The sequence below is a fragment of the Streptomyces sp. NPDC046335 genome (assembly GCF_055587985.1).
Genome location: NZ_JBVJFF010000001.1, coordinates 250200 through 270556 on the forward strand (window position 1 = coordinate 250200; position 20357 = coordinate 270556).

General features: G+C 70.5%; 17 protein-coding genes and 1 tRNA gene. 6 read left to right on the forward strand and 12 right to left on the reverse strand.

The window, feature by feature from the left end:
* Nucleotides 1-5 precede the first annotated feature (5 nt).
* Entirely contained in the window at nucleotides 6-1319 is a 1314-nt protein-coding gene (locus ACZ6JY_RS01090) for an ABC transporter substrate-binding protein (protein ID WP_469190948.1), read from the reverse strand.
* 300 nt (nucleotides 1320-1619) lie between these two features.
* Here ACZ6JY_RS01090 and ACZ6JY_RS01095 point away from each other — a divergent pair, with 300 nt between their 5' ends.
* The gene (locus ACZ6JY_RS01095; RefSeq protein WP_469190950.1) at nucleotides 1620-2675 is read left to right on the forward strand and encodes a LacI family DNA-binding transcriptional regulator; all 1056 of its coding nucleotides are present in this window, start codon (nucleotides 1620-1622) and stop codon (nucleotides 2673-2675) included.
* 128 nt (nucleotides 2676-2803) lie between these two features.
* Here the strand turns inward: ACZ6JY_RS01095 and ACZ6JY_RS01100 are convergent.
* From ACZ6JY_RS01100 to ACZ6JY_RS01115, 4 genes are all read right to left on the reverse strand, one after another.
* Nucleotides 2804-2876 (reverse strand) — tRNA-His (locus ACZ6JY_RS01100).
* A 110-nt stretch (nucleotides 2877-2986) separates the two neighbouring features.
* Entirely contained in the window at nucleotides 2987-3589 is a 603-nt protein-coding gene (orn, locus tag ACZ6JY_RS01105; protein ID WP_469190952.1) for an oligoribonuclease, read from the reverse strand.
* A 10-nt stretch (nucleotides 3590-3599) separates the two neighbouring features.
* Complete coding sequence (locus ACZ6JY_RS01110) at nucleotides 3600-4835, reverse strand: helix-turn-helix domain-containing protein (protein ID WP_469190954.1); 1236 nt, start codon at nucleotides 4833-4835, stop codon at nucleotides 3600-3602.
* A 396-nt stretch (nucleotides 4836-5231) separates the two neighbouring features.
* Nucleotides 5232-5621 (reverse strand): hypothetical protein, encoded by a 390-nt coding sequence (locus ACZ6JY_RS01115; RefSeq protein WP_469190956.1) that lies wholly within the window; start codon nucleotides 5619-5621, stop codon nucleotides 5232-5234.
* A 353-nt stretch (nucleotides 5622-5974) separates the two neighbouring features.
* Between ACZ6JY_RS01115 and ACZ6JY_RS01120 the strand changes: the two genes are divergently transcribed.
* Nucleotides 5975-6499, forward strand: coding sequence for a universal stress protein (locus tag ACZ6JY_RS01120; RefSeq protein WP_469190957.1), 525 nt, complete (start codon nucleotides 5975-5977; stop codon nucleotides 6497-6499).
* A gap of 259 nt (nucleotides 6500-6758) precedes the next feature.
* Here ACZ6JY_RS01120 and glmS read toward each other — a convergent pair whose 3' ends face one another.
* The 3 genes from glmS to ACZ6JY_RS01135 form a co-directional block, all read right to left on the reverse strand.
* The gene (glmS, locus tag ACZ6JY_RS01125; protein ID WP_469190959.1) at nucleotides 6759-8576 is read right to left on the reverse strand and encodes a glutamine--fructose-6-phosphate transaminase (isomerizing); all 1818 of its coding nucleotides are present in this window, start codon (nucleotides 8574-8576) and stop codon (nucleotides 6759-6761) included.
* 10 nt (nucleotides 8577-8586) lie between these two features.
* Nucleotides 8587-8844, reverse strand: coding sequence for a hypothetical protein (locus tag ACZ6JY_RS01130; protein ID WP_469190961.1), 258 nt, complete (start codon nucleotides 8842-8844; stop codon nucleotides 8587-8589).
* Nucleotides 8845-8930: 86 nt separating this feature from the next.
* Nucleotides 8931-9821 carry a DUF4429 domain-containing protein gene (locus tag ACZ6JY_RS01135; RefSeq protein WP_469190963.1) on the reverse strand — a complete coding sequence of 297 codons (891 nt, stop codon included), beginning with the start codon at nucleotides 9819-9821 and terminating at the stop codon, nucleotides 8931-8933.
* A gap of 145 nt (nucleotides 9822-9966) precedes the next feature.
* On the opposite strand from ACZ6JY_RS01135, the gene ACZ6JY_RS01140 reads away from it, so the two are divergent.
* Nucleotides 9967-11580: a beta-N-acetylhexosaminidase gene (locus ACZ6JY_RS01140; protein ID WP_469190965.1), complete on the forward strand. Its 1614-nt coding sequence runs from the start codon at nucleotides 9967-9969 to the stop codon at nucleotides 11578-11580.
* Between the two features lie 104 nt (nucleotides 11581-11684).
* Here ACZ6JY_RS01140 and ACZ6JY_RS01145 read toward each other — a convergent pair whose 3' ends face one another.
* The 4 genes from ACZ6JY_RS01145 to ACZ6JY_RS01160 all read right to left on the reverse strand — a co-directional run bounded on the left by ACZ6JY_RS01145 (nucleotide 11685) and on the right by ACZ6JY_RS01160 (nucleotide 17463).
* The gene (locus ACZ6JY_RS01145; RefSeq protein WP_469190966.1) at nucleotides 11685-12839 is read right to left on the reverse strand and encodes an acyl-CoA dehydrogenase family protein; all 1155 of its coding nucleotides are present in this window, start codon (nucleotides 12837-12839) and stop codon (nucleotides 11685-11687) included.
* A 7-nt stretch (nucleotides 12840-12846) separates the two neighbouring features.
* Nucleotides 12847-13803 (reverse strand): hydroxymethylglutaryl-CoA lyase, encoded by a 957-nt coding sequence (locus ACZ6JY_RS01150; protein WP_469190968.1) that lies wholly within the window; start codon nucleotides 13801-13803, stop codon nucleotides 12847-12849.
* Nucleotides 13800-15773, reverse strand: coding sequence for an acetyl/propionyl/methylcrotonyl-CoA carboxylase subunit alpha (locus tag ACZ6JY_RS01155; RefSeq protein WP_469191885.1), 1974 nt, complete (start codon nucleotides 15771-15773; stop codon nucleotides 13800-13802). The genes ACZ6JY_RS01150 and ACZ6JY_RS01155 overlap by 4 nt, the downstream gene beginning before the upstream one ends.
* 73 nt (nucleotides 15774-15846) lie before the next feature.
* Entirely contained in the window at nucleotides 15847-17463 is a 1617-nt protein-coding gene (locus tag ACZ6JY_RS01160) for a carboxyl transferase domain-containing protein (RefSeq protein WP_469190970.1), read from the reverse strand.
* 87 nt (nucleotides 17464-17550) lie between these two features.
* On the opposite strand from ACZ6JY_RS01160, the gene ACZ6JY_RS01165 reads away from it, so the two are divergent.
* The 3 genes from ACZ6JY_RS01165 (at nucleotide 17551) to ACZ6JY_RS01175 (ending at nucleotide 20305) form a co-directional block, all read left to right on the forward strand.
* Nucleotides 17551-18141, forward strand: a complete 591-nt coding sequence (locus ACZ6JY_RS01165; RefSeq protein WP_469190972.1) for an SACE_7040 family transcriptional regulator — start codon at nucleotides 17551-17553, stop codon at nucleotides 18139-18141.
* Nucleotides 18142-18237: 96 nt separating this feature from the next.
* The gene (locus tag ACZ6JY_RS01170; protein WP_469190974.1) at nucleotides 18238-19395 is read left to right on the forward strand and encodes an acyl-CoA dehydrogenase family protein; all 1158 of its coding nucleotides are present in this window, start codon (nucleotides 18238-18240) and stop codon (nucleotides 19393-19395) included.
* A gap of 10 nt (nucleotides 19396-19405) precedes the next feature.
* Entirely contained in the window at nucleotides 19406-20305 is a 900-nt protein-coding gene (locus ACZ6JY_RS01175; protein ID WP_469190976.1) for an acyl-CoA thioesterase, read from the forward strand.
* Nucleotides 20306-20357: the final 52 nt, after the last annotated feature.

The window sequence follows — 20357 nt, forward strand, 5'->3', positions numbered from 1 at the left end:
GGGGGTCACTGTCCCAGAACATCCTTGATCTCCTTCTGGGCCGCCTCCCAGCCCTCCTCGGGAGACTTGCCCTGCTGCTCCACCTGGAGCACGCCGATGTCCGTGATGGACTGGCCGATCTGGGCGTCCTTGATGCCGTAGACGGCCGAGGGCGTGTTCTTCGCGATGCCGGCGAAGATCTCGGTGATCGGGGCGTCGTTGAAGTACGCCTTGGTGGCGGGCGACGGCTTCAGCGAGTCATACGCGGAAGGGGTCGAGGGGAAGCTGGCCTGCTTGGCGAAGACCTTCGAGAGCTGCTCGGGCTGCGTCAGCCAGACGGCGAGCTCGGTCGCCTCCTTCTTGTGCTTGCCCGCGCTCGGCACACCGAGGAACGTGCCGCCCCAGTTGCCGTCCGTCGGGGCCTTGGCCATGTCCCACTGGCCCTTGCCCTCCGGACCCGTCTTCTCCTGGATGTACCCGGCCATCCAGGCGGGGCAGGCCACCGACGCGAACTTGGCGTTGGCGAAGCCCTGGTCCCACGTCGGGTCGAACTGCTTGAGCTTGGCGGACATGTCGCCCTCTGCGACCTTCATGGCCGCGTCCCAGGCGTCCTTGCGGCCCTGGCTGTCCTCGTAGATCTCCTTGCCGCTCTTGTCGTAGTACCGCTCCTTGGCACCGGCGAAGACGGCGTTGTAGACGCTGGAGGCGGAGTCGACGAACTTGGTGCCGTCGGGCGCCTTCTTCATGTACTTCTCGCCCATCGCGACGTACTTGTTCCAGTCGCCGCCCCACTCCTTCGCGAGCTCCTCGCGGTCGGTGGGCAGCCCCGCCTTCTTGAAGAGGTCCTTGCGGTAGCAGAGGGCGGTCGGGCCGATGTCGACGCCGAGGCCGATCGTCTTGCCGTCCTCGGTCGTGCCCTGGTCCCACTTCCAGTCGAGGTACGTCGACTTGTCGACGCCCTCGGCCTTGCCCAGGTCCTCGAACTTGGCGCCCTGGGTCTTCACCACCTCGGTGATGTTGCTGACCTCGACGGCCGCCACGTCGTTGACGCCGGCGCCGGACTGGAGCTGGGTGAGCAGCTTCGGGTAGTAGGCGTCGTTCCGCTCGATCACGTTCTCCTTGATCGTGATGTTCGGATGCGACTTCTCGTACTCCTCGTAGAGCCCGGCCTGCTTCAGGCCCAGCACGCCGAACGTGCCGACGTTCAGCGTGATCTTGCCGTCGCTGCCCGCTGAACCGCCTTCGTCATCACTGGAACAAGCGGCCAGCAGGCTCGTGGCCAGCGCGGTCACGGCCGCGTAGGCCACCAGCCGCCGGGACCGGCGGAAATTGCTGAGCATTGCGTCCTCCTGTTGCCTGACGTGCCGACCCCCCGGCCAACTGGACTGCTGGGCCCGTTGGTTCACGCTGCGGCTCGGGCGGGGAACGTGCGGGTTATTTACGTGTCAGGTAGTGTGGGAGCGCTCCCACAAGTGATGAGTTGAAGACTCGTGGCTCCGGACGGGGGTGTCAAGAGACCGGACGCGGAGATCTGCGTTCGGTTATCGGGCCGTTACGGGAAGCCCACGATTTCGGCGCGGCGGCCCGGTGCGGATCCGGCTGTTACATTCCTGGCCGGGGGAATGGTGACGGGAGGCGGAATGGCAGCTCACGCAGCGCGTGGCCGCAGCGGCGGACGGCCCACTCTGGAAGAGGTCGCCGCGCGGGCGGGCGTCGGCCGTGGGACGGTCTCCCGCGTGATCAACGGATCGCCGCGGGTGAGCGAGGCGACCCGCAGCGCCGTGGAGGCCGCGGTGGCCGAGCTGGGCTACGTCCCGAACACCGCCGCGCGCGCCCTCGCCGCCAACCGCACGGACGCCATCGCCTTGGTCGTGCCCGAGCCCGAGACCCGCTTCTTCGCCGAGCCGTACTTCTCCGACGTCCTGCGCGGGGTGGGCGCCCAGCTCAGCGAGACCGAGATGCAGCTGCTGCTGATCTTCGCGGGCAGCGACCAGCGGCGCCAGCGCCTGGCCCAGTACCTGGCGGCCCACCGCGTCGACGGGGTGCTCCTGGTCTCCGTGCACGCCGACGACCCGCTGCCCGACCTCCTCTCGCAGCTGGAGATCCCCGCCGTGATCAGCGGCCGCAGGTCGGCCGACGAGCCGCTGCCCTCGGTCGACTCCGACAACTTCGCCGGGGCGTGCTCGGCCGTGGAGCACCTGCTCGCACGGGGGCGTACGTCCATAGCGACGATCACCGGCCGCCTCGACGTGTACGGCGCCCAGCGCCGCCTCGACGGCTACCGCGCCGCGCTGCTGGACGCGGGACGCCCGGTCGACGAGCGGCTGGTCGCGCCGGGCGACTTCACGGAGGAGGGCGGCAGGCGCGCGATGGCGGAGCTCCTCGAAGCCCGCCCCGGCATCGACGCGGTCTTCGCGGGCTCCGACGTGATGGCCGCGGGCGCCCGGCAGGTGCTGCGGGAGGCGGGCCGCCGCATACCCGACGACGTGGCGCTCGTCGGCTTCGACGACTCGGCCATCGCCCGCCACATGGACCCGCCGCTGACGAGCGTGCGCCAGCCGATCGAGGAGATGGGGCGGGCCATGATCGACCTGCTGCTCGCCGAGATCGCGGACAGCCGCCCGTTCGCCGCCCGGCGCCTGGAGCGGCGCCAGCTCGTGCTCCCCACCCGGTTGGTGGAGCGGGACTCTTCCTGACCTTTCCGGTCCGGCTTTCCCGGGTGGTGTCCCTCGCCCCGGAAAGCCGCCCCGGAAGGCTGGACCGGAAAGCCGGACCGGAACGCGGAAAGGGCCCCGGTTCTCTCGAACCGGGGCCCTTTCTTCAGGGTGAGTGACGGGACTTGAACCCGCGGCCACCTGGACCACAACCAGGTGCTCTACCAACTGAGCTACACCCACCATGTCCGGTCTTTGTCGCTCTTCCGACCGGCCGAGAAAAAGTGTACAGGGTCCGAAGGGGTGCTCGCGCACACGTTTCCCGGACCCCGTACACAGGGCTTCCGCGGGGGCTACTCCGCGGGCAGGACGTACTTCGCCGCGATCGTCCTCGCGGTGTCCGAATCCGGTCCCGGCTGCGGGACGAAGACCGCCTCGCGGTAGTAGCGGAGCTCGGCGATGGACTCGCGGATGTCGGCGAGCGCGCGGTGGTTGCCGCTCTTGTCCGGGCTGTTGTAGTACGCCCGGGGGTACCAGCGCCGGGCCAGCTCCTTGATGGAGGAGACGTCGACGATGCGGTAGTGGAGATACTCCTCCAGCGTCCGCATGTCCCGTGCGAGGAAGCCGCGGTCGGTGCCGACCGAGTTCCCGCACAGCGGAGCCTTCCGCGGCTCCTTGACGTGCTCACGTACGTACGCCAAGACCTGCTCCTCGGCGTCGGCCGGCGTCGTGCCGCCGGCCAGCTCGTCGAGGAGCCCCGAGGCGGTGTGCATGGTGCGCACCACCTCGGGCATGGTCTCCAGCGCCGCGTCCGGCGGGCGGATCACGATGTCCACCCCTTCGCCGAGCACGTTCAGTTCCGAGTCGGTGACCAGTGCGGCCACCTCGATAAGTGCGTCGTCCGTCAACGAGAGCCCGGTCATCTCGCAGTCGATCCACACCATGCGATCGTTCATGCGTCTTACCCTACGGCGCACTCCTCTGGCCGGGCAGTGGCGTGCGACCTGGAGCGTAGACGTCCGAGCCCGGCCTGCCGATCTCGGTGGGCACCGAGGCCGAGGGGCCGAGCGCGCTCGCGGCGGCCGTGCGCCGGGACTGGGAGGGCACGGGGCCCGCCTCGACCAGCGTCGGCACCGCCTGCGCCGCATGTGCCGCAGAGGCGGCCTCAAGGGCCCGCTCGCCCTGCGGCCTGCGGGCCCGGTAGGCGGCCCGGTAGGCGGCGGGTGACGAGCCGAGCTGGCGCCGGAAGTGACCCCGCAGCGCCACCGGCGAGCGGAAGCCGCAGCGGCCCGCGACCTCGTCGACGGAGTAGTCGGAGGTCTCGAGGAGCCGCTGCGCCTGAAGCACCCGCTGGGTGATCAGCCACTGCAACGGCGCGCTTCCGGTGAGCGAGCGGAACCTGCGGTCGAAGGTTCGCCTGCTCATGTACGCGCGCGCGGCGAGCGTCTCCACGTCGAACTGCTCGTGGAGGTGCTCCAGGGCCCAGGCGACGACCTCGGCGAGCGGGTCGGCGCCGATCTCCTCGGGTAAAGACCTGTCGAGGTAGCGCTCCTGACCGCCGGCCCTGCGCGGCGGCACCACGAGCCTGCGGGCGAGCGCGCCCGCCGCCTCGTTGCCGTGATCCGTGCGCACGATGTGCAGACAGAGATCGATTCCGGCCGCGGTCCCCGCGCTCGTCAGGACGTCCCCGTCGTCGACGAACAGCTCCCGCGGGTCCACGTGGACGGACGGATAGCGCTTCGCGAGCGTCGGCGCGTACATCCAGTGGGTGGTCGCCGGGCGGCCGTCGAGCAGCCCTGCCGCGGCGAGCACGAACGCGCCGGTGCAGAGCCCGACGATGCGGGCGCCCTCCTCGTGCGCGCGGCGCAGCGCGTCGAGCGCCTCCGGCGGCGGCGGCGACGTGATCGACCGCCAGGCCGGCACGACGACGGTGCCCGCCCGTCCGATCGCCTCCAGGCCGTGCGGCGCGGTGAGTTCGAGCCCGCCGGTGGTCCGCAGCGGTCCGTCCTCGCCGGCGCACACGAGCAGCCGGTAGCGGGGCACGCCTGCGTCCTGCCGGTCGATGCCGAAAACGGAGAGCGGTATGGAACTCTCGAAGATGGGTCCACCGCTGAAGAGCAGCACCGCTACGATCTCCCGGCGGCGACGCCCGGACAGCTTCCGAGCCGTGGTCTCCGGCGCGGCAGTGGAGTCGTGACTCATGCTGCTAAACCCCCCTCGGTCGTCGCGGCTCCCTGTTCTTGACGTGCTTGCTTGGCCTGTCGCTGCTGCACGTTTCCCCTCGGTCCTCCACCAGTCCCCCGCCGTAATACAGTCAAGATCGAATCTACTGCGTCCCGTGCCACCGGGGTGACCAGTTCAGCACCCGGCAGAATGTCGACATGGCAACTTGGCGTGAAGCATTCGATCACGAAGCGTTGCACTCGTTGGCCGTACTGGGAAGTGCGCCTCCGCTCCATGGCCGGTCCCCGTAGGGTGCGCACGCCTTCAGGGCTCCTTTCAGCCCTGGTCAACCGGGGGTTGGAGACCCCTTCCGGCAAGATACGCGGGACCCCGGGAAGTTGGCTGAAAAGCTACGGGATCGTGTGTGCGAATGCGTCAGTCGACCGGTGCGTTGCCGACGCCGTGACGCATGCCCCGGTGCGCTCCCGAGGCCGTTCTCCCGTGCCGTCCGCGATGTGCGGTGTTCTGTTCTGCAAGCAGTCGCGCGGCACACCGCTCGGACTGCCGGAGCAGCACCCGGCAGACTCCGGTGACGGCCGCGAGGCCGAGCGCGGCGCCGCCCGCCCCGGCCATCGAGATCCCGTACCCCACGAGGACGACGGGAACCAGGACGCAGCTGAACGCGGCCCAGCGGACCACGTCGCTCGCCGACTCCTGCTGCGGCGCGCCGCTCGGCCGCCGGGCGCGCGAGCCGCGCGCCGGGGCTTGCTCGGGTGAAGACGGGGCGCGGGAGGAGAGTGCGGACGCGGTCGAGGATCCAGGCACGGCGTGCTCCCTGTGGCGGTGGCGGACCGGAGTACAACGCGCGGTCGGGCGGGCGGTCACTGGTGAGCCATCCAGCGGCCTCCGGACGGGTGGGCAAACCGCCTGTACGTGGCAGCAACCATTGCCATACGGGCGAGGCTCATGCATGCTCCGGTGAACGCCGGGAGGCCCTGTGCACGGCCCGGCAAAGGGTCTTCGCGGGCCCTTCGCAGGCTCTGGGCAGGAGAGGAGTGTCGCCGTACCCTTGGGGGTATGGGGTTGGGAAGATGATTCCCGGACGACCTTCCAGGTCCTGATCCTCGCACCACCCGAAAGCCGACCCTCCCACAGAGGACTCCTTCGCCGAGACACCCATGGCCGGTCAAGAATTCTCCGAACCAGCGGACCGCAAGCGGCAGGTCGCCGATCCCACGGCGACCCCCCAGGCGGCGGAAGAACCACGTCATTCCTGCGATCCGGCCTTCCGGCACGGTGTCGTCGTCGGCTTCGACGGCTCGACCTCCAGTGAGCGGGCCCTCGCCTACGCGATCGGGATGGCCCACCGCTCAGGATCGGGCCTGATCATCGTCCACGTCGCCAACCGGCTGCCCACCACGGTGTGGGCCGGCTGCGAGCCCCCGGTCTTCGTGGACGTGCCCGACCACCGCACCGAAGTGCTCGGCCTGGAGCTGGCCTGCGCGGACTATCTCGCCGAGGTGCCGTGGATCCTCGTCGAGCGCGGCGGCGACATCTGCCACGAGCTGGAGGAGGTCGGCCACGAGTACAGCGCGGACGCGATCGTCGTCGGCTCCACGCACGGCATCGTCGGGCGCATCTTCGGCTCCGTCGCGGGCCGCCTCGCGCGGCGTGCGCAGCGGCCGGTCATCGTCATCCCGTAGCGGAGGGCCGCCGTCGCGGGGCCGGCCGCTGAGGAACAGATAAATCTACTTGTGCGTAGAGGTGCTGGACGCGCCGCTGAAGGGTACATAAAGGTCGCCGGCACACCGCCCTGCCGGCCGGGGGTGACGGCTACCGGTCGATGCGGGCGCGGGTCGGGGTAATGGGCGACCTCGGCCCTTGAAGAACGGCTCCCCGCGTGCTGGTGGCACGCGCGGGGAGCCGTTCACCTCTGTGAGGCCGTATTCAGGCCAGTGGGGACTACTCCACGGTCACGGACTTCGCCAGGTTGCGCGGCTTGTCGATGTCCCGGCCGAGCGCCAGGGCCGTGTGGTAGGCGAGGAGTTGCAGCGGGATGCCCATCAGGATCGGGTCCAGCTCGTTCTCGTTCTTCGGTACGACGATCGTCTCGTCGGCCTTCTCCTGCTCCTGGTGCGCGACCGCGAGGATCTTGCCGCTGCGGGCCTTGATCTCCTCCAGGGCGGCGCGGTTCTTCTCCAGGAGGTCGTCGTCCGGGACGATCGCGACGGTCGGCAGGGCGGGCTCGATGAGGGCGAGCGGGCCGTGCTTCAGCTCGGAGGCGGGGTAGGCCTCGGCGTGGATGTAGGAGACCTCCTTGAGCTTGAGGGAGGCCTCGCGGGCCACGGGGTAGCCGCGCACGCGCCCGATGAAGAGCATCGAGCGGGCCTCGGCGTAGCTCTTGGCGATCTTCTTGATCTCGTCCTCGCGCTTGAGGATCTCCGAGATCTGGCCCGGCAGCTTCCGCAGCCCCTCGATGATCCGCTTGCCGTCGGCGGCCGACAGGTCACGGATGCGGCCCAGGTGCAGGGCGAGCAGGGCGAAGGCGACGGTCGTGTTGGTGAAGCACTTGGTGGAGACCACGCAGACCTCAGGGCCCGCGTGGACGTACACGCCCGCGTCCGCCTCGCGCGCGATGGCGGAGCCGACGACGTTGACCACGCCGAGGACGCGGGCGCCCTTGCGCTTGAGCTCCTGGACGGCGGCGAGGACGTCGTAGGTCTCGCCGGACTGCGAGACGGCGACGTAGAGGGTGTCGGGGTCCACGACCGCGTTGCGGTAGCGGAACTCGCTCGCCGGCTCGGCGTCGGCGGGGATGCGGGCCAGCTCCTCGATCATCTGGGCGCCGATCATGCCGGCGTGGTACGAGGTGCCGCAGCCGAGGATCTTGACGCGGCGCACCTTGCGGGTGTCGTGCGCGTCGAGGTTGAGGCCGCCGAGGTGCACGGTGGAGAAGCGGTCGTCGATGCGGCCGCGCAGGACGCGGTCCACCGCGTCGGGCTGCTCGAAGATCTCCTTGTGCATGTACGTGTCGTGGCCGCCCATGTCGTACGACTCGGCCTCCCACTCCACGGTGGTCGGCGAGGCGGTCGTGCGCGAGCCCTCGGTGGTGTACGTGCGGTAGTCGTCCGCCTTGATGGTGGCCATCTCGCCGTCGTCGAGGGTGATGACCTGGCGGGTGTGGGAGACGAGCGCGGCGACGTCCGAGGCGACGAACATCTCCTTCTCGCCGATGCCGAGGACGACCGGGGAGCCGTTGCGGGCGACGACGATGCGGTCGTTGAAGTCGGCGTGCAGGACGGCGATGCCGTACGTGCCCTCGATGTGCCGCAGGGCCTCGCGGACCTTCTCCTCCAGGGTGTCCGCCTGGGAGCGGGCGATGAGGTGGGTGAGGACCTCGGTGTCCGTCTCGGAGAGGAACTCGACGCCGTCGGCGGTGAGCTTGGCGCGCAGCTCGGAGGCGTTGTCGATGATGCCGTTGTGGACGACGGCGACCTTGTCGTCCTGGGACAGGTGCGGGTGGGCGTTCTCGTCGGAGGGGGCGCCGTGGGTGGCCCAGCGGGTGTGGGCGATGCCGGTCGTGCCCTTGAAGCGGGCCGGGACCCTGGCCTCCAGGTCACGCACGCGGCCCTTGGCCTTCACCGTTTTCAGGCCGGAGGCCTTGGGGCTGGTGACGGCGATGCCCGCGGAGTCGTAGCCGCGGTACTCCAGGCGCTGAAGGCCTTCGAGGAGGAGCGGGGCGACGTCACGCTTGCCGATGTATCCGACGATTCCGCACATAGAGGGTTTCCTAGCCGTAGATGATGCGGCGCAACTGCCGGAGCGTGAGCTCGGGCGGCGCGACCGCGCGGTATCCGAGATCCGCCGAGATCCGTTCGAAGATCGCCGCGTTCAGCAGGCCCTGACCCTGGAGTTCGCGGTGGCGGCGACGGACGAACTCTTCGGTCGTCTCGTCGAAGTAGGCGAGCACGTCCTGGATGACCCGCAGCGCTTCGCCCCGCTGGAGCGGGGTGCTGCGGGTGAGGTGGTCCACCAGTTCGTCGTGCATTCGATGATCCTGGGGGATCTCCACGGCTTTCGCAAGAATCCTGCCCGGAATCGGGCACGTGGGCGCCGGAATGGGCCACAGGGGGCTCACATACGGCGTAGAACGGCCTGCTTGGCCGTGGCGAACTCCTCGTCGGTCAAGATCCCCGACTGGTGCAGCTCGCCCAGTTCGCGCAGGCGGCGCAGCAGGGCGTCGTGGTCGTCGGCCGGGGGTGCGGGGGCGAGGGTCTTGGCGGCGACGGGCGAGGTGTCGGCCGGGGCCGCCGGGGGAGCCGGGGCCAGGGGGTGCGGGAGGCGGGCCTGGACGGCGGCGGCGACCAGGGCCATCAGCGGGTCCTTCTTGAAGCCCCAGAGCTCCACCGCGTTCGGGTCGTACTTCGGCGGGGCCTTGGTCGGGGCGTTCCTCACGGTGAAGCGGAGGCAGCCGTTCTCCAGGCCGACCGAGGGCTGCCACTCCACCGCCACGATGTCGGCGAGCGCCAGGGACCTGGTGCCGGCCGCCGACTTCGCCTCCTCGGTCTTCCAGTTCCACTCCAGGCGCACCTGGTCCCCGTCGAAGCTCGCGGTGCCGTCCCCGGCCGAGACGGAGAGCGGCACGGACGGGCTCGCCATGAGATAGGCCTCGCAGGGGGTGGCCGGCACCTGTTCGATCAGATGGGCGTTGCGCACCTCGTCGACCAGGTACTCCGCGACTCCGTACCGGTCCGGCTCCACGGTGAGCTGATACGGGTCCGAGGCATCCGTGAGCTGCCCGCCCGTCGCCTGGATCAGCGGGTCGGCACCGTCCCGCAGGCGCAGCCGCAACCGCCCCGCCTTCTTGCCCTGTTCGAAGGCGATGCCCGCCAACGCCTCCAGCGGTACGGCCAGTTCACCGAGGGTCTTGCGCAGCAGCGACACGTTCTTGTCGTGGCCGGGCACAAGGCGCAGCATCTCTCCGTCGAAGGTCCAGGTCCCGTCACGCTGGATGATTTCCGCCATGCCGGGATTCTCGCACTGACTCATCGGACAAATGGTCTACACCCCTTGACCCCTTGTGGACCCGGGGTTACCAATGGGGACCGTTCGATTGCGATGCACCACAGTTGCGACACCTTCACTGACACTTCGTCGAAGGGACCCGCTGGTGAGAACGCACAAATCGACCCGACTGCTCGGCTCGCTGCTGCTCGTGGCGGCGGTCGGGATCTCCTCCTTCGCCGCCGCTCCCGCCCCCGAGGCGGCCCGGCCCTCCGTCACCCCGCTCGGCGAGGTGGTGCCCGCCCCCCTGAAGGCGGAGGCGGGCGGCGCCGGATACGAGATCACCGCCAAGACACGCATCCGCGTCGGCGGCGGCAACCCCGAGGAGCGCCGCGTCGGCGAGTACCTCGCCAAGGTGCTGCGGCCCTCCACCGGCTACAAGCTGCCTGTCACCAGCGGCAAGGGCGGCGACGGCATCCGGCTGCGCATCAGCGCCGATCCGGCGAACAAGGCCCTCGGCAGCGAGGGTTACCGGGTCGTCTCGGCGCGCGGCTCCCTCACCATCACCTCCTGGACCGGCGCCGGTCTCTTCCACGGCGTCCAGACGGTCCGGCAGCAACTGCCCGCCGCCGTGGAGAAGAACACGAAGCAGCGCGGCCCCTGGCGGATCGCGGGCGGCACCATCAAGGACATGCCGCGCTACGGCTACCGCTCCACGATGCTCGACGTCTCGCGGCACTTCTTCACCGTCGACCAGGTCAAGCGCTACATCGACCAGGCGTCCCTCTACAAGATGAACAAGCTGCACCTGCACCTCAGCGACGACCAGGGCTGGCGCATCGCCATCGACTCCTGGCCGCGCCTCACGACGTACGGCGGCTCCACGCAGGTCGGCGGCGGCAAGGGCGGCTACTACACGAAGGCCCAGTACAAGGAGATCGTGGCCTACGCCTCCTCGCGGTACATGGAGGTCGTGCCCGAGATAGACATGCCGGGGCACACCAACGCCGCGCTCGCCTCGTACGCCGAGCTGAACTGCGACGGCGTGGCCCCGCCGCTCTACACCGGCACCGCCGTCGGCTTCAGCTCGCTGTGCGTGAAGAAGGACGTCACGTACGACTTCGTGGACGACGTGATCCGCGAGCTGGCCGCCATGACGCCCGGCGAGTACCTCCACATCGGCGGCGACGAGGCGCACTCCACCAGCCACGAGGACTTCGTCGCGTTCATGGACAAGGTGCAGCCGGTGGTCGCCAAGTACGGCAAGAAGGTGATGGGCTGGCACCAGCTCACCGGTGCCAAGCCCGCCGAGGGCGCCGTCGCTCAGTACTGGGGTTACGACAGGACCGGCGCCGCCGAGCGCGAGCAGGTCGTGAACGCCGCGAAGAACGGCACCAAGCTGGTCCTCTCGCCGGCCGACCGCTCCTACCTCGACCACAAGTACACCAAGGACACGCCGCTCGGCCTCTCCTGGGCGGGCCTCGTCGAGGTGGAGCGCTCCTACGACTGGGACCCGGGCACCTACCTCCCGGGCGCGCCCGCCGACGCGATTCTCGGTGTCGAGGCGCCGCTGTGGACGGAGACGCTGTCGACCTCCGCGCACCTCGACTACATGGCGTTCCCGAGGCTGCCCGGGATCGCCGAACTCGGCTGGTCTCCCGCGGCCACGCACGACTGGGACGCGTACAAGACGCGGCTCGCCGCGCAGGGCCCGCGCTGGGACGCGCTCGGCATCGGCTACTACAAGTCACCGCAGGTGCCGTGGCAGCCCGCCGAGTAGGCGTGTCATAGGGACCGTTCGGCCAGAAGCGGGGCTCCCGAGGACCGTCTCGGAAGCCCCGCGGCTCGCGAAGAGCCACGCCCCGCGTCACGCCCCGCCGGTGCTCAGCCCGCGAAACCCAGCTCCCTGGCGATCAGCATCCGCTGCACCTCGCTGGTGCCCTCGCCGATCTCCAGGATCTTGGAGTCGCGCCACATCCTGGCCACCGGGTACTCGTTCATGAAGCCGTAGCCGCCGTGGATCTGCGTGGCCTCTCGCGCGTTGTCCACGGCCACCGTCGAGGAGTAGAGCTTGGCGATCGCCGCCTCCTTCTTGAACGGCTCCCCGGCGACCATGCGCGAGGCCGCGTCGTACCACCCGACGCGGGCCATGTGCGCCCGCATCTCCATGTCGGCGAGCTTGAACTGGATGGCCTGGTTCGCCCCGATCGGCCTGCCGAAGGCGTGCCGCTCCCTGGCGTACTTCACGGACTCGTCCACGCAGCCCTGGGCGAGCCCGGTGGCGAGCGCGGAGATCGCCACGCGGCCCTCGTCGAGGATGCGCAGGAACTGCGCGTACCCCCGGCCCTCCTCGCCGACCAGGTTCGCGGCGGGGACGCGGACGTCGGAGAAGGACAGCTCACGCGTGTCCGAGGCGTTCCACCCGACCTTCGAGTACGGCGCCGCGACCGTGAAGCCCGGTGTCCCGGACGGCACGATGATCGAGGAGATCAGGGGGCGGCCGTCGTCCTTGCGGCCCGTGACGGCGGTGACCGTGACCAGGCCCGTGATGTCCGTACCGGAGTTGGTGATGAAGCACTTCGAGCCGTTGATCACCCATTCGTCGCCGTCCCGCACGGCCGTCGTGCGGGTGCCGCCGGCGTCCGAGCCGCCGTCCGGCTCGGTGAGGCCGAAGGCGCCGAGGATCTCGCCCGAGCACATGCGCGGCAGCCACTGCCGCTTCTGCTCCTCCGTGCCGAACAGGTGCAGCGGCATGGCGCCGAGCGAGACGCCTGCCTCCAGGGTGATCGCGACGGAGGAGTCGACGCGGGCGAGCTCCTCCAGGGCGATGCCGAGCGCGAAATAGTCCCCGCCCATCCCGCCGTACTCCTCGGGGAAGGGCAGGCCGAACAGGCCCATGCGGCCCATCTCGCGGACGATCTCGTAGGGGAACTCGTGCCGTTCGTAGAAGTCGCCGATCTTCGGGGCGACGACGTCGTGGGCGAACGCCTCGACGGTGCGGCGGAGTTCCTCGAGCTCAGGGCTCAGACGGTGGTCCATCGTTAACTCACTGCTCCTGGTGGGTCAGGGCGCGGACGGTACGGGACGGGCTCGGCCGGCCCAACTGGCCGGCCATCCAGGCGCTGGTGGCGCTGAGACGGCCCAGGTCGACGCCGGTCTCGATGCCGAGTCCCCGCAGCATCCAGACGAGGTCTTCGGTGGCGAGGTTTCCGGTGGCGCTCTTCGCGTACGGACAGCCGCCGAGGCCGCCCGCGGAGGCGTCCACCGTGGTCACGCCGTGCCGCAGCGCCGCCAGGGTGTTGGCGAGCGCCTGGCCGTACGTGTCGTGGAAGTGGACGCCGACGCGGTCCGTGGGGACCCCTGCCTCGTTCAACGCGGTGAGCAGGGCGGTGACATGGCCCGGCGTGGCCACGCCGATGGTGTCGCCGAGGCTCAGCTCGTCGCAGCCCAGGTCGAGCAGGGCCCGGCAGACCCGGACGACCTGGCCGATCTCGACCGGGCCCTCCCAGGGGTCGCCGAAGCACATCGAGAGATAGCCGCGGACGTGCATGTCCCGTTCCTTGGCGCGGGAGACCACCGGGGCGAACATCGCGAGGGCCTCGTCCACCGTGCGGTTGAGGTTGGCCTTGGCGAAGGACTCGGTGGCGCTGGCGAAGACGGCCACGCGGTCCGCGCCGAGGGCGGTGGCGCGCTCCAGGCCGCGTTCGTTCGGCACGAGGACCGGGAGGTGGATGCCCCGGGGGTCACCCCTGAGGTCGTCCAGGAGCGGGAACAGCCGCTCGGCGTCGGCCAGTTGGGGCACCCACTTGGGGTGTACGAAGCTGGTCGCCTCGATGGTGGTCAGGCCCGCGTCGGCCAGGCGGTGGACGAACTCCGCCTTGACCTCCGTGGGGACGACCGCCTGCTCGTTCTGAAGGCCGTCGCGCGCGCCGACCTCGTGGATGCGCACCCGGGCCGGCAGCCCGTCGGCCGGAACGGTCATGGGCAGCCCTGCGGCGCTCATAGTGCCTCCTCGGGGGTGGTGGCGGGTGCCTCGTCCGGCTCGACCACGGCGAGGACCTGATCCATGGCGACCGTCGACCCCGGGGTGACGTCCAGCTCGGTGACGGTGCCCGCGTGCGGGGCGGAGATGACGTGCTCCATCTTCATCGCCTCGACCACGAGGAGGCTCTGCCCGGCGCTCACCCGGTCGCCGGTGGTCACCTTCACGACCGTGACGGTGCCCGGCATGGGTGCGGTGAGCGCGTCGGCCCCCGCGTGCGCTGCGCCGGTCAGGCTCGCCTCGACGGGGTCGTGGTCCCGCACCTGCCAGGCGTCCCCTTCCCGGCCGAGCCAGTCACCCGCGCGGTGGAACGTGTGCCGGGTGCCGTCCACGGTGACCGAGACGCGGTCGGGCGTGACGGTGCGGACGCCGCTGCCGAGCCGGTGCTCCACGGGGTCCTGGCCGGCCACCCGCAGCCAGTGGGTGACGGGTTTCGGGGTGCCGCCGAGGCGCCAGCCGCTGGGCACCGAGAAGGGGTCCGTCCAGCCGTCACCCGAAGGTGCCAGTGCCGCTTCGCGCACGGCCGCCGCCGCCTCGTACACCTCCTCGGGCACGCCCTGCGGGACCAGGGAGTCCGCTTCGCGCTCGACGAGGCCGGTGTCGAGGTCGCCCGCGACCACCGCGGGGTGGGCGAGGAGCCTGCGCAGGAAGCCCGCGTTGGTCGGGACGCCGAGGGTGACCGTCTCGGCGAGGGCGGCGCGCAGCTTGCGCAGGGCCGTCGCCCGGTCGGGGCCGTAGGCGATGACCTTGGAGAGCATCGGGTCGTAGAGACTGCCGACCTCGGTGCCCTCGCTCAACCCGGAGTCGGTGCGCACGCCCTCGCCCTGCGGCTCGTGCAGGGAGAGGACCGTGCCGCCGGAGGGCAAAAACCCGCGGGCCCCCGCTTTGACGGACACGGTCTCGGCGCAGACACGGGCCTCTATGGCGTGCCCGGTGAGGGTGATGTCGTCCTGTGCGAACGGCAGTTGCTCGCCCGCGGCCACCCGGAGCTGCCACTCCACCAGATCGATCCCGGTGATCAGCTCGGTGACGGGGTGCTCCACCTGGAGGCGGGTGTTCATCTCCATGAAGTAGTACGAGGACGGGTCCTTGCCGGGGACGATGAACTCCACCGTGCCCGCGCCCGAGTACCCGCAGGAGCGGGCGGCCTGGACCGCCGCCTCGCCCATCGCCGCGCGCGTGGCCTCGTCCAGGAGGACGCTGGGCGCCTCCTCGATGATCTTCTGGTGGCGGCGCTGGAGCGAGCACTCGCGCTCGCCCAGGTGGATCACGTTCCCCCGGCCGTCCGCGAGGACCTGGATCTCGATGTGCCGGGGGCGGTCGATCCACCGCTCCACAAGGAGTGTGTCGTCGCCGAAGGAGGCGCGGGCCTCGCGCCGGGCCGCCGCGATCTCGTCGGCGAGCAGGGCCTCGTCCCGCACCAGGCGCATGCCCTTGCCGCCGCCGCCCGCGCTCGGCTTGAGCAGCACCGGGGTGCCGATCTCGCGGGCCGCCGCAGCCAGTTCGGCATCGGTCAGGCCGCTCCCGGAGGAGCCGGGGACGACAGGCACACCGGCCGCCCGCACCGTCTCCTTGGCGCGGATCTTGTCGCCCATCAGCTCGATCGCCGAGGCGGGCGGGCCGATGAAGGCGAGCCCCGCGTCGGCGCACGCCCGCGCGAACGCGGCGTTCTCCGCGAGGAACCCATAGCCCGGGTGCACCGCCTGGGCGCCGGAGCTCGCCGCGGCCCTCAGGATGCGCTCGATCGACAGATAGCTCTCGGTCGCCGGTGCCGGGCCGATCCGTACGGCCGTGTCCGCCTCGCGCACATGGCGGGCGTCCGCGTCCGCGTCGCTGAAGACGGCGACCGAGCGGACGCCGAGCGTCCGCAGGGTGCGGATGACGCGGACCGCGATCTCGCCGCGGTTGGCGACGAGCACCGTGTCGAACATGTTCCCTCTCCCCGGGGTGGTCCCCTGCGAGACCGCGCTGGTCTCCGGCCGGAAGTCGCTCATCGTCCGCCCCTCACATCCGGAAGACGCCGAAGCCGGGCTCGCCCAGCGGTGCCCCGGCGCACGCGGTCAGGGCGAGGCCGAGGACCTGCCGGGTCTCCAGCGGGTCGATCACGCCGTCGTCCCAGAGCCTGGCCGTGGCGTAGTAGGCATTGCCCTGCTGTTCGTACTGCGTGCGGATCGGGTCCTTGAAGGCCTCTTCGTCCTCGGCCGCCCACTGCTCGCCGCGGGCCTCCAGCTGGTCGCGCTTGACCGTGGCGAGGACGGACGCGGCCTGCTCGCCGCCCATCACGGAGATCTTGGCGTTCGGCCACATCCACAGGAAGCGGGGGCTGTAGGCCCGGCCGCACATGGAGTAGTTGCCCGCGCCGTACGAACCGCCGACCACGACCGTCAGCTTCGGCACGCGCGTGCACGCGACGGCGGTCACCATCTTCGCGCCGTGCTTGGCGATGCCGCCCGCCTCATAGTCCCTGCCGACCATGAAGCCGGAGATGTTCTGGAGGAAGACCAGGGGGATGCCGCGCTGGTCGCAGAGCTCGATGAAGTGGGCGCCCTTCTGGGCGGACTCCGAGAACAGGATGCCGTTGTTCGCGACGATGCCGACCGGGTGGCCGTGGATGTGCGCGAAGCCGGTGATCAGCGTCGTGCCGTACTCCGCCTTGAACTCGGCGAAGCGGGAGCCGTCGACCACGCGCGCGATGACCTCGCGTACGTCATAGGGGGTGCGGGAGTCCGTCGGCACCGCGCCGTACAACCCCAGGGGGTCGACCTTGGGCTCCTCCACCGGCTGCACCGGCCACGGCAGCGCGCCGCGCTCGGGGAGGGTGGAGACGATGGTGCGCACGATCCGCAGGGCGTGCGCGTCGTCCTCGGCGAGGTGGTCGGTCACCCCGGAGGTGCGCGAGTGGACCGCGCCGCCGCCCAGCTCCTCGGCCGTCACGACCTCGCCGGTGGCGGCCTTCACCAGCGGCGGGCCGCCGAGGAAGATCGTGCCCTGCTCGCGCACGATCACCGCCTCGTCGCTCATCGCCGGGACATACGCCCCGCCCGCCGTGCAGGAGCCGAGGACCGCGGCGATCTGCGGGATGCCGGCGCCCGACATGCGCGCCTGGTTGTAGAAGATCCGGCCGAAGTGCTCGCGGTCGGGGAAGACGTCGTCCTGCATGGGCAGGAAGGCGCCGCCCGAGTCGACCAGATAGAGGCACGGGAGGCGGTTCTCCAGGGCCACCTCCTGGGCGCGCAGGTGCTTCTTGACCGTCATGGGGTAATACGTGCCGCCCTTGACGGTGGCGTCATTGGCGACGATCACGCACTCGCGGCCCGAGACCCTGCCGATCCCCGCGATGACACCGGCCGCCGGGGCATCCCCGCCGTACAACCCCTCCGCCGCCAGTGGTGCCAGCTCAAGGAAGGGCGAGCCCGGGTCGAGGAGCGTGTCCACGCGGTCCCTGGGCAGCAGCTTTCCGCGCGCCACATGGCGGGCCCTGGCCCGCTCGCCGCCGCCGAGCCTGGCCGCCGCGAGCCTGGCCCGCAGTTCGTCGACGAGGGCGGTGTGCGCCGCCTCGTTCGCCCGCCATGCCTCCGACGCGGGATCAGCCGCGGTCGTCAGCACTGGTGCCTGCCGCATCAGTCGAGCCCCCTTGCCCGGTTAATGAGCGTTAACGCGTTCGCTCCAGGTTAACGAGCGCTAACCGTCGTGTCTAGAATCAATTCCATGGCCACGAGAACCGACGCCCCCACCCGCCGCGAGCAGATCCTCAGGGAGGCCGCCCGGCTCTTCGCCGAGCGCGGCTTCCACGGCGTCGGCGTCGACGAGATAGGCGCCGCCGTGGGCATCAGCGGCCCCGGCCTCTACCGGCACTTCGCGGGCAAGGACGCGATGCTCGCCGAGCTGCTCGTCGGCATCAGCGGGCAGCTCCTGACGGGCGGCAAGCGGTGCGTGAGCGACACGGACGGCTCCTCGGAGCGGGTTCTCGACGCGCTGATCGAGAGGCACATCGACTTCGCCCTCGACGACCGCTCCCTGATCACGCTGCACGACCGCGAGCTCGACCGCCTGCGCGACAGCGACCGCAAGCTGGTCCGCCAGCTCCAGCGGCAGTACGTGGAGATCTGGGTCGACGTGGTGCGCAAGGTCTATCCGGGCCTCGCCGAGAACGCCGCCCGGGTCTCGGTGCACGCCGTCTTCGGCCTGCTGAACTCCACACCGCACCTGAGCCGCCGCGACGCGCTGCCGAGCCGCGAGGGCATGGCGGGGCTGCTGCACCGCCTGGCGCGCGGGGCGTTCGAGGCGGCGGCCGAGTGACGTGCGTCTCTGGACGCTCTGGTGACCGCCGGGTAACCTGCCTCTGAGCAAGCGCTTAGTCGATGTAGGCAGAGATGCAGGCAGAAGGAGTACTCCGTGCGCCGTACCGTTTTCGATGAGGACCACGAGGCGTTCCGGGAGACCCTGCGCGCCTTCATCGAGGCCGAGGTCGTCCCGGTCCACGAGGAGTGGTTCGCCGCCGGTCAGGTGCCGCGCGAGTTCTACTACAAGCTCGCCGAGCTGGGCCTCTTCGGCATCAACGTCCCCGAGGAGTTCGGCGGCGCCGGCCTGGACACCCACAAGTTCGAGGCCATCCAGTACGAGGAGACCGCCCGCGCGGGCGTCTCCTTCGGCGGCTCCGGCGTGCACGTGCTGCTCGCCCTGCCCTACATCAAGGCGCTCGCCACCGACGAGCAGAAGAAGCGCTACCTGGAGAAGTTCGTCTCCGCCGAGGAGATGTGGGCCCTGGCGATGACCGAGCCGGGCACCGGCTCCGACCTGGCGGGCATGAAGAGCACCGCCAAGCTCTCCGAGGACGGCACGCACTACGTCCTGAACGGCTCCAAGACGTTCATCACCGGCGGCGTCCACGCCGACCGCGTGATCGTCTGCGCCCGCACCTCCGCGCCCACCGCCGAGGACCGCCGCTTCGGCATCTCCCTCTTCGCCGTCGACACCAAGTCCGAGGGCTACTCCATCGGCCGCAAGCTCGACAAGCTCGGCCTGAAGACCTCCGACACCGCCGAGCTGGCCTTCGTCGACGTCAAGGTCCCCGTCGAGGACCTCCTCGGCGAGGAGAACAAGGGCTTCCACTACCTCGGCAGCAACCTGCCCTCCGAGCGCTGGGGCATCGCCTACGGCGCCTACGCGCAGGCCAAGGCCGCCGTCCGGTTCGCCAAGGAGTACGTCCAGGACCGTACGGTCTTCGGCAAGACGGTCGCCTCCTTCCAGAACACCAAGTTCGAGCTGGCCGCCTGCCAGGCCGAGGTGGACGCCGCAGAGGCCGTCGTCGACCGCGCACTCGAAGCCCTGGACGCGGGCGAGCTGACCGCCGCCGAGGCCGCCTCCGCGAAGCTGTTCACCACCGAGGTCGCCCACCGCGTCATCGACAAGTGCCTCCAGCTCCACGGCGGCTACGGCTTCATGAACGAGTACCCCATCGCCCGCCTGTACGCGGACAACCGCGTCAACCGCATCTACGGCGGCACCAGCGAGGTCATGAAGATGATCATCGCCAAGAACATGGGCCTGTAGAACCACGTTCATGAACCAGGCACTCCAAGCCCTCCTCGATCTCCTCGACCTGGAGCAGATCGAGGAGGACATCTTCCGGGGCGAGAGCCGCTCGGCGCTCGTGCCCCGCGTCTTCGGCGGCCAGGTCGCCGCACAGGCCCTGGTGGCCGCCGGACGCACCGTCCCGGGCGGCCTTCCCCCAGCTCTCGGCTCCGCCCGAGCAGGGGAGACCCCGAGCGCCCACTCCCTGCACGCGTACTTCCTGCGTCCGGGGGACCCTGGCGCGCCCATCGTCTACACCGTCGACCGCATCCGCGACGGCCGCTCCTTCACCACGCGCCGCGTCGTCGCCGTCCAGCACGGGCAGCCGATCTTCCACCTCTCCGCGTCCTTCCAGACGTACGAGGAGGGCCTGGAGCACCAGGCGGTGATGCCGGACGCGCCGGACCCGGAGACGCTGCCCACGGCCGCCGAGATGCTGCCGCGCCACCTGCCGCCGGACGTCGCCGAGCGGCTCGTCGAGGCCCGCGCGGCCGTCGACCTGCGCTACGCCGACGTGCCGCCCTGGGGCACCGTCGGACAGCCGCGCGAGCCGCGCTCCCAGGTGTGGTTCAGGGCCAACGGCAAACTCGACGACGACTCCCTGCTGCACGTCTGTCTCGCCACGTACGTCTCCGACATGACGCTGCTCGACTCGGTGCTCCTCGCGCACGGCAGGGGCGGCTGGGCGGTCGGTGACGTCGTCGGCGCCTCGCTCGACCACGCCATGTGGTTCCACCGCCCCTTCCGCGCCGACGAATGGCTCCTGTACGACCAGGAGTCGCCGTCGGCCTCCGGCGGGCGCGGCCTCGGCCAGGCGCGGATCTGGACGCAGGACGGACGGCTCGCCGTGACGGTCATCCAGGAAGGCGTGGTCCGCGTCCCGCGCTGACAGGGCTCTACGGAGCACCCTGTTTCGCGTTCCCCGTTGATCGGACATACCG

What these genes read in the sequence shown, in the direction of transcription:
- ACZ6JY_RS01145 (WP_469190966.1), bottom strand. Translation starts at nt 12,839, where the DNA reads ATGGACCACCGTCTGAGCCCTGAGCTCGAGGAACTCCGCCGCACCGTC.
- ACZ6JY_RS01175 (WP_469190976.1), top strand. Translation starts at nt 19,406, where the DNA reads ATGAACCAGGCACTCCAAGCCCTCCTCGATCTCCTCGACCTGGAGCAG.
- ACZ6JY_RS01155 (WP_469191885.1), bottom strand. Translation starts at nt 15,773, where the DNA reads ATGTTCGACACGGTGCTCGTCGCCAACCGCGGCGAGATCGCGGTCCGC.
- ACZ6JY_RS01090 (WP_469190948.1), bottom strand. Translation starts at nt 1,319, where the DNA reads ATGCTCAGCAATTTCCGCCGGTCCCGGCGGCTGGTGGCCTACGCGGCC.
- ACZ6JY_RS01135 (WP_469190963.1), bottom strand. Translation starts at nt 9,821, where the DNA reads ATGGCGGAAATCATCCAGCGTGACGGGACCTGGACCTTCGACGGAGAG.
- orn (WP_469190952.1), bottom strand. Translation starts at nt 3,589, where the DNA reads ATGAACGATCGCATGGTGTGGATCGACTGCGAGATGACCGGGCTCTCG.
- ACZ6JY_RS01110 (WP_469190954.1), bottom strand. Translation starts at nt 4,835, where the DNA reads ATGAGTCACGACTCCACTGCCGCGCCGGAGACCACGGCTCGGAAGCTG.
- ACZ6JY_RS01160 (WP_469190970.1), bottom strand. Translation starts at nt 17,463, where the DNA reads ATGCGGCAGGCACCAGTGCTGACGACCGCGGCTGATCCCGCGTCGGAG.
- ACZ6JY_RS01095 (WP_469190950.1), top strand. Translation starts at nt 1,620, where the DNA reads ATGGCAGCTCACGCAGCGCGTGGCCGCAGCGGCGGACGGCCCACTCTG.
- ACZ6JY_RS01165 (WP_469190972.1), top strand. Translation starts at nt 17,551, where the DNA reads ATGGCCACGAGAACCGACGCCCCCACCCGCCGCGAGCAGATCCTCAGG.
- ACZ6JY_RS01150 (WP_469190968.1), bottom strand. Translation starts at nt 13,803, where the DNA reads ATGAGCGCCGCAGGGCTGCCCATGACCGTTCCGGCCGACGGGCTGCCG.
- glmS (WP_469190959.1), bottom strand. Translation starts at nt 8,576, where the DNA reads ATGTGCGGAATCGTCGGATACATCGGCAAGCGTGACGTCGCCCCGCTC.
- ACZ6JY_RS01130 (WP_469190961.1), bottom strand. Translation starts at nt 8,844, where the DNA reads ATGCACGACGAACTGGTGGACCACCTCACCCGCAGCACCCCGCTCCAG.
- ACZ6JY_RS01120 (WP_469190957.1), top strand. Translation starts at nt 5,975, where the DNA reads ATGGCCGGTCAAGAATTCTCCGAACCAGCGGACCGCAAGCGGCAGGTC.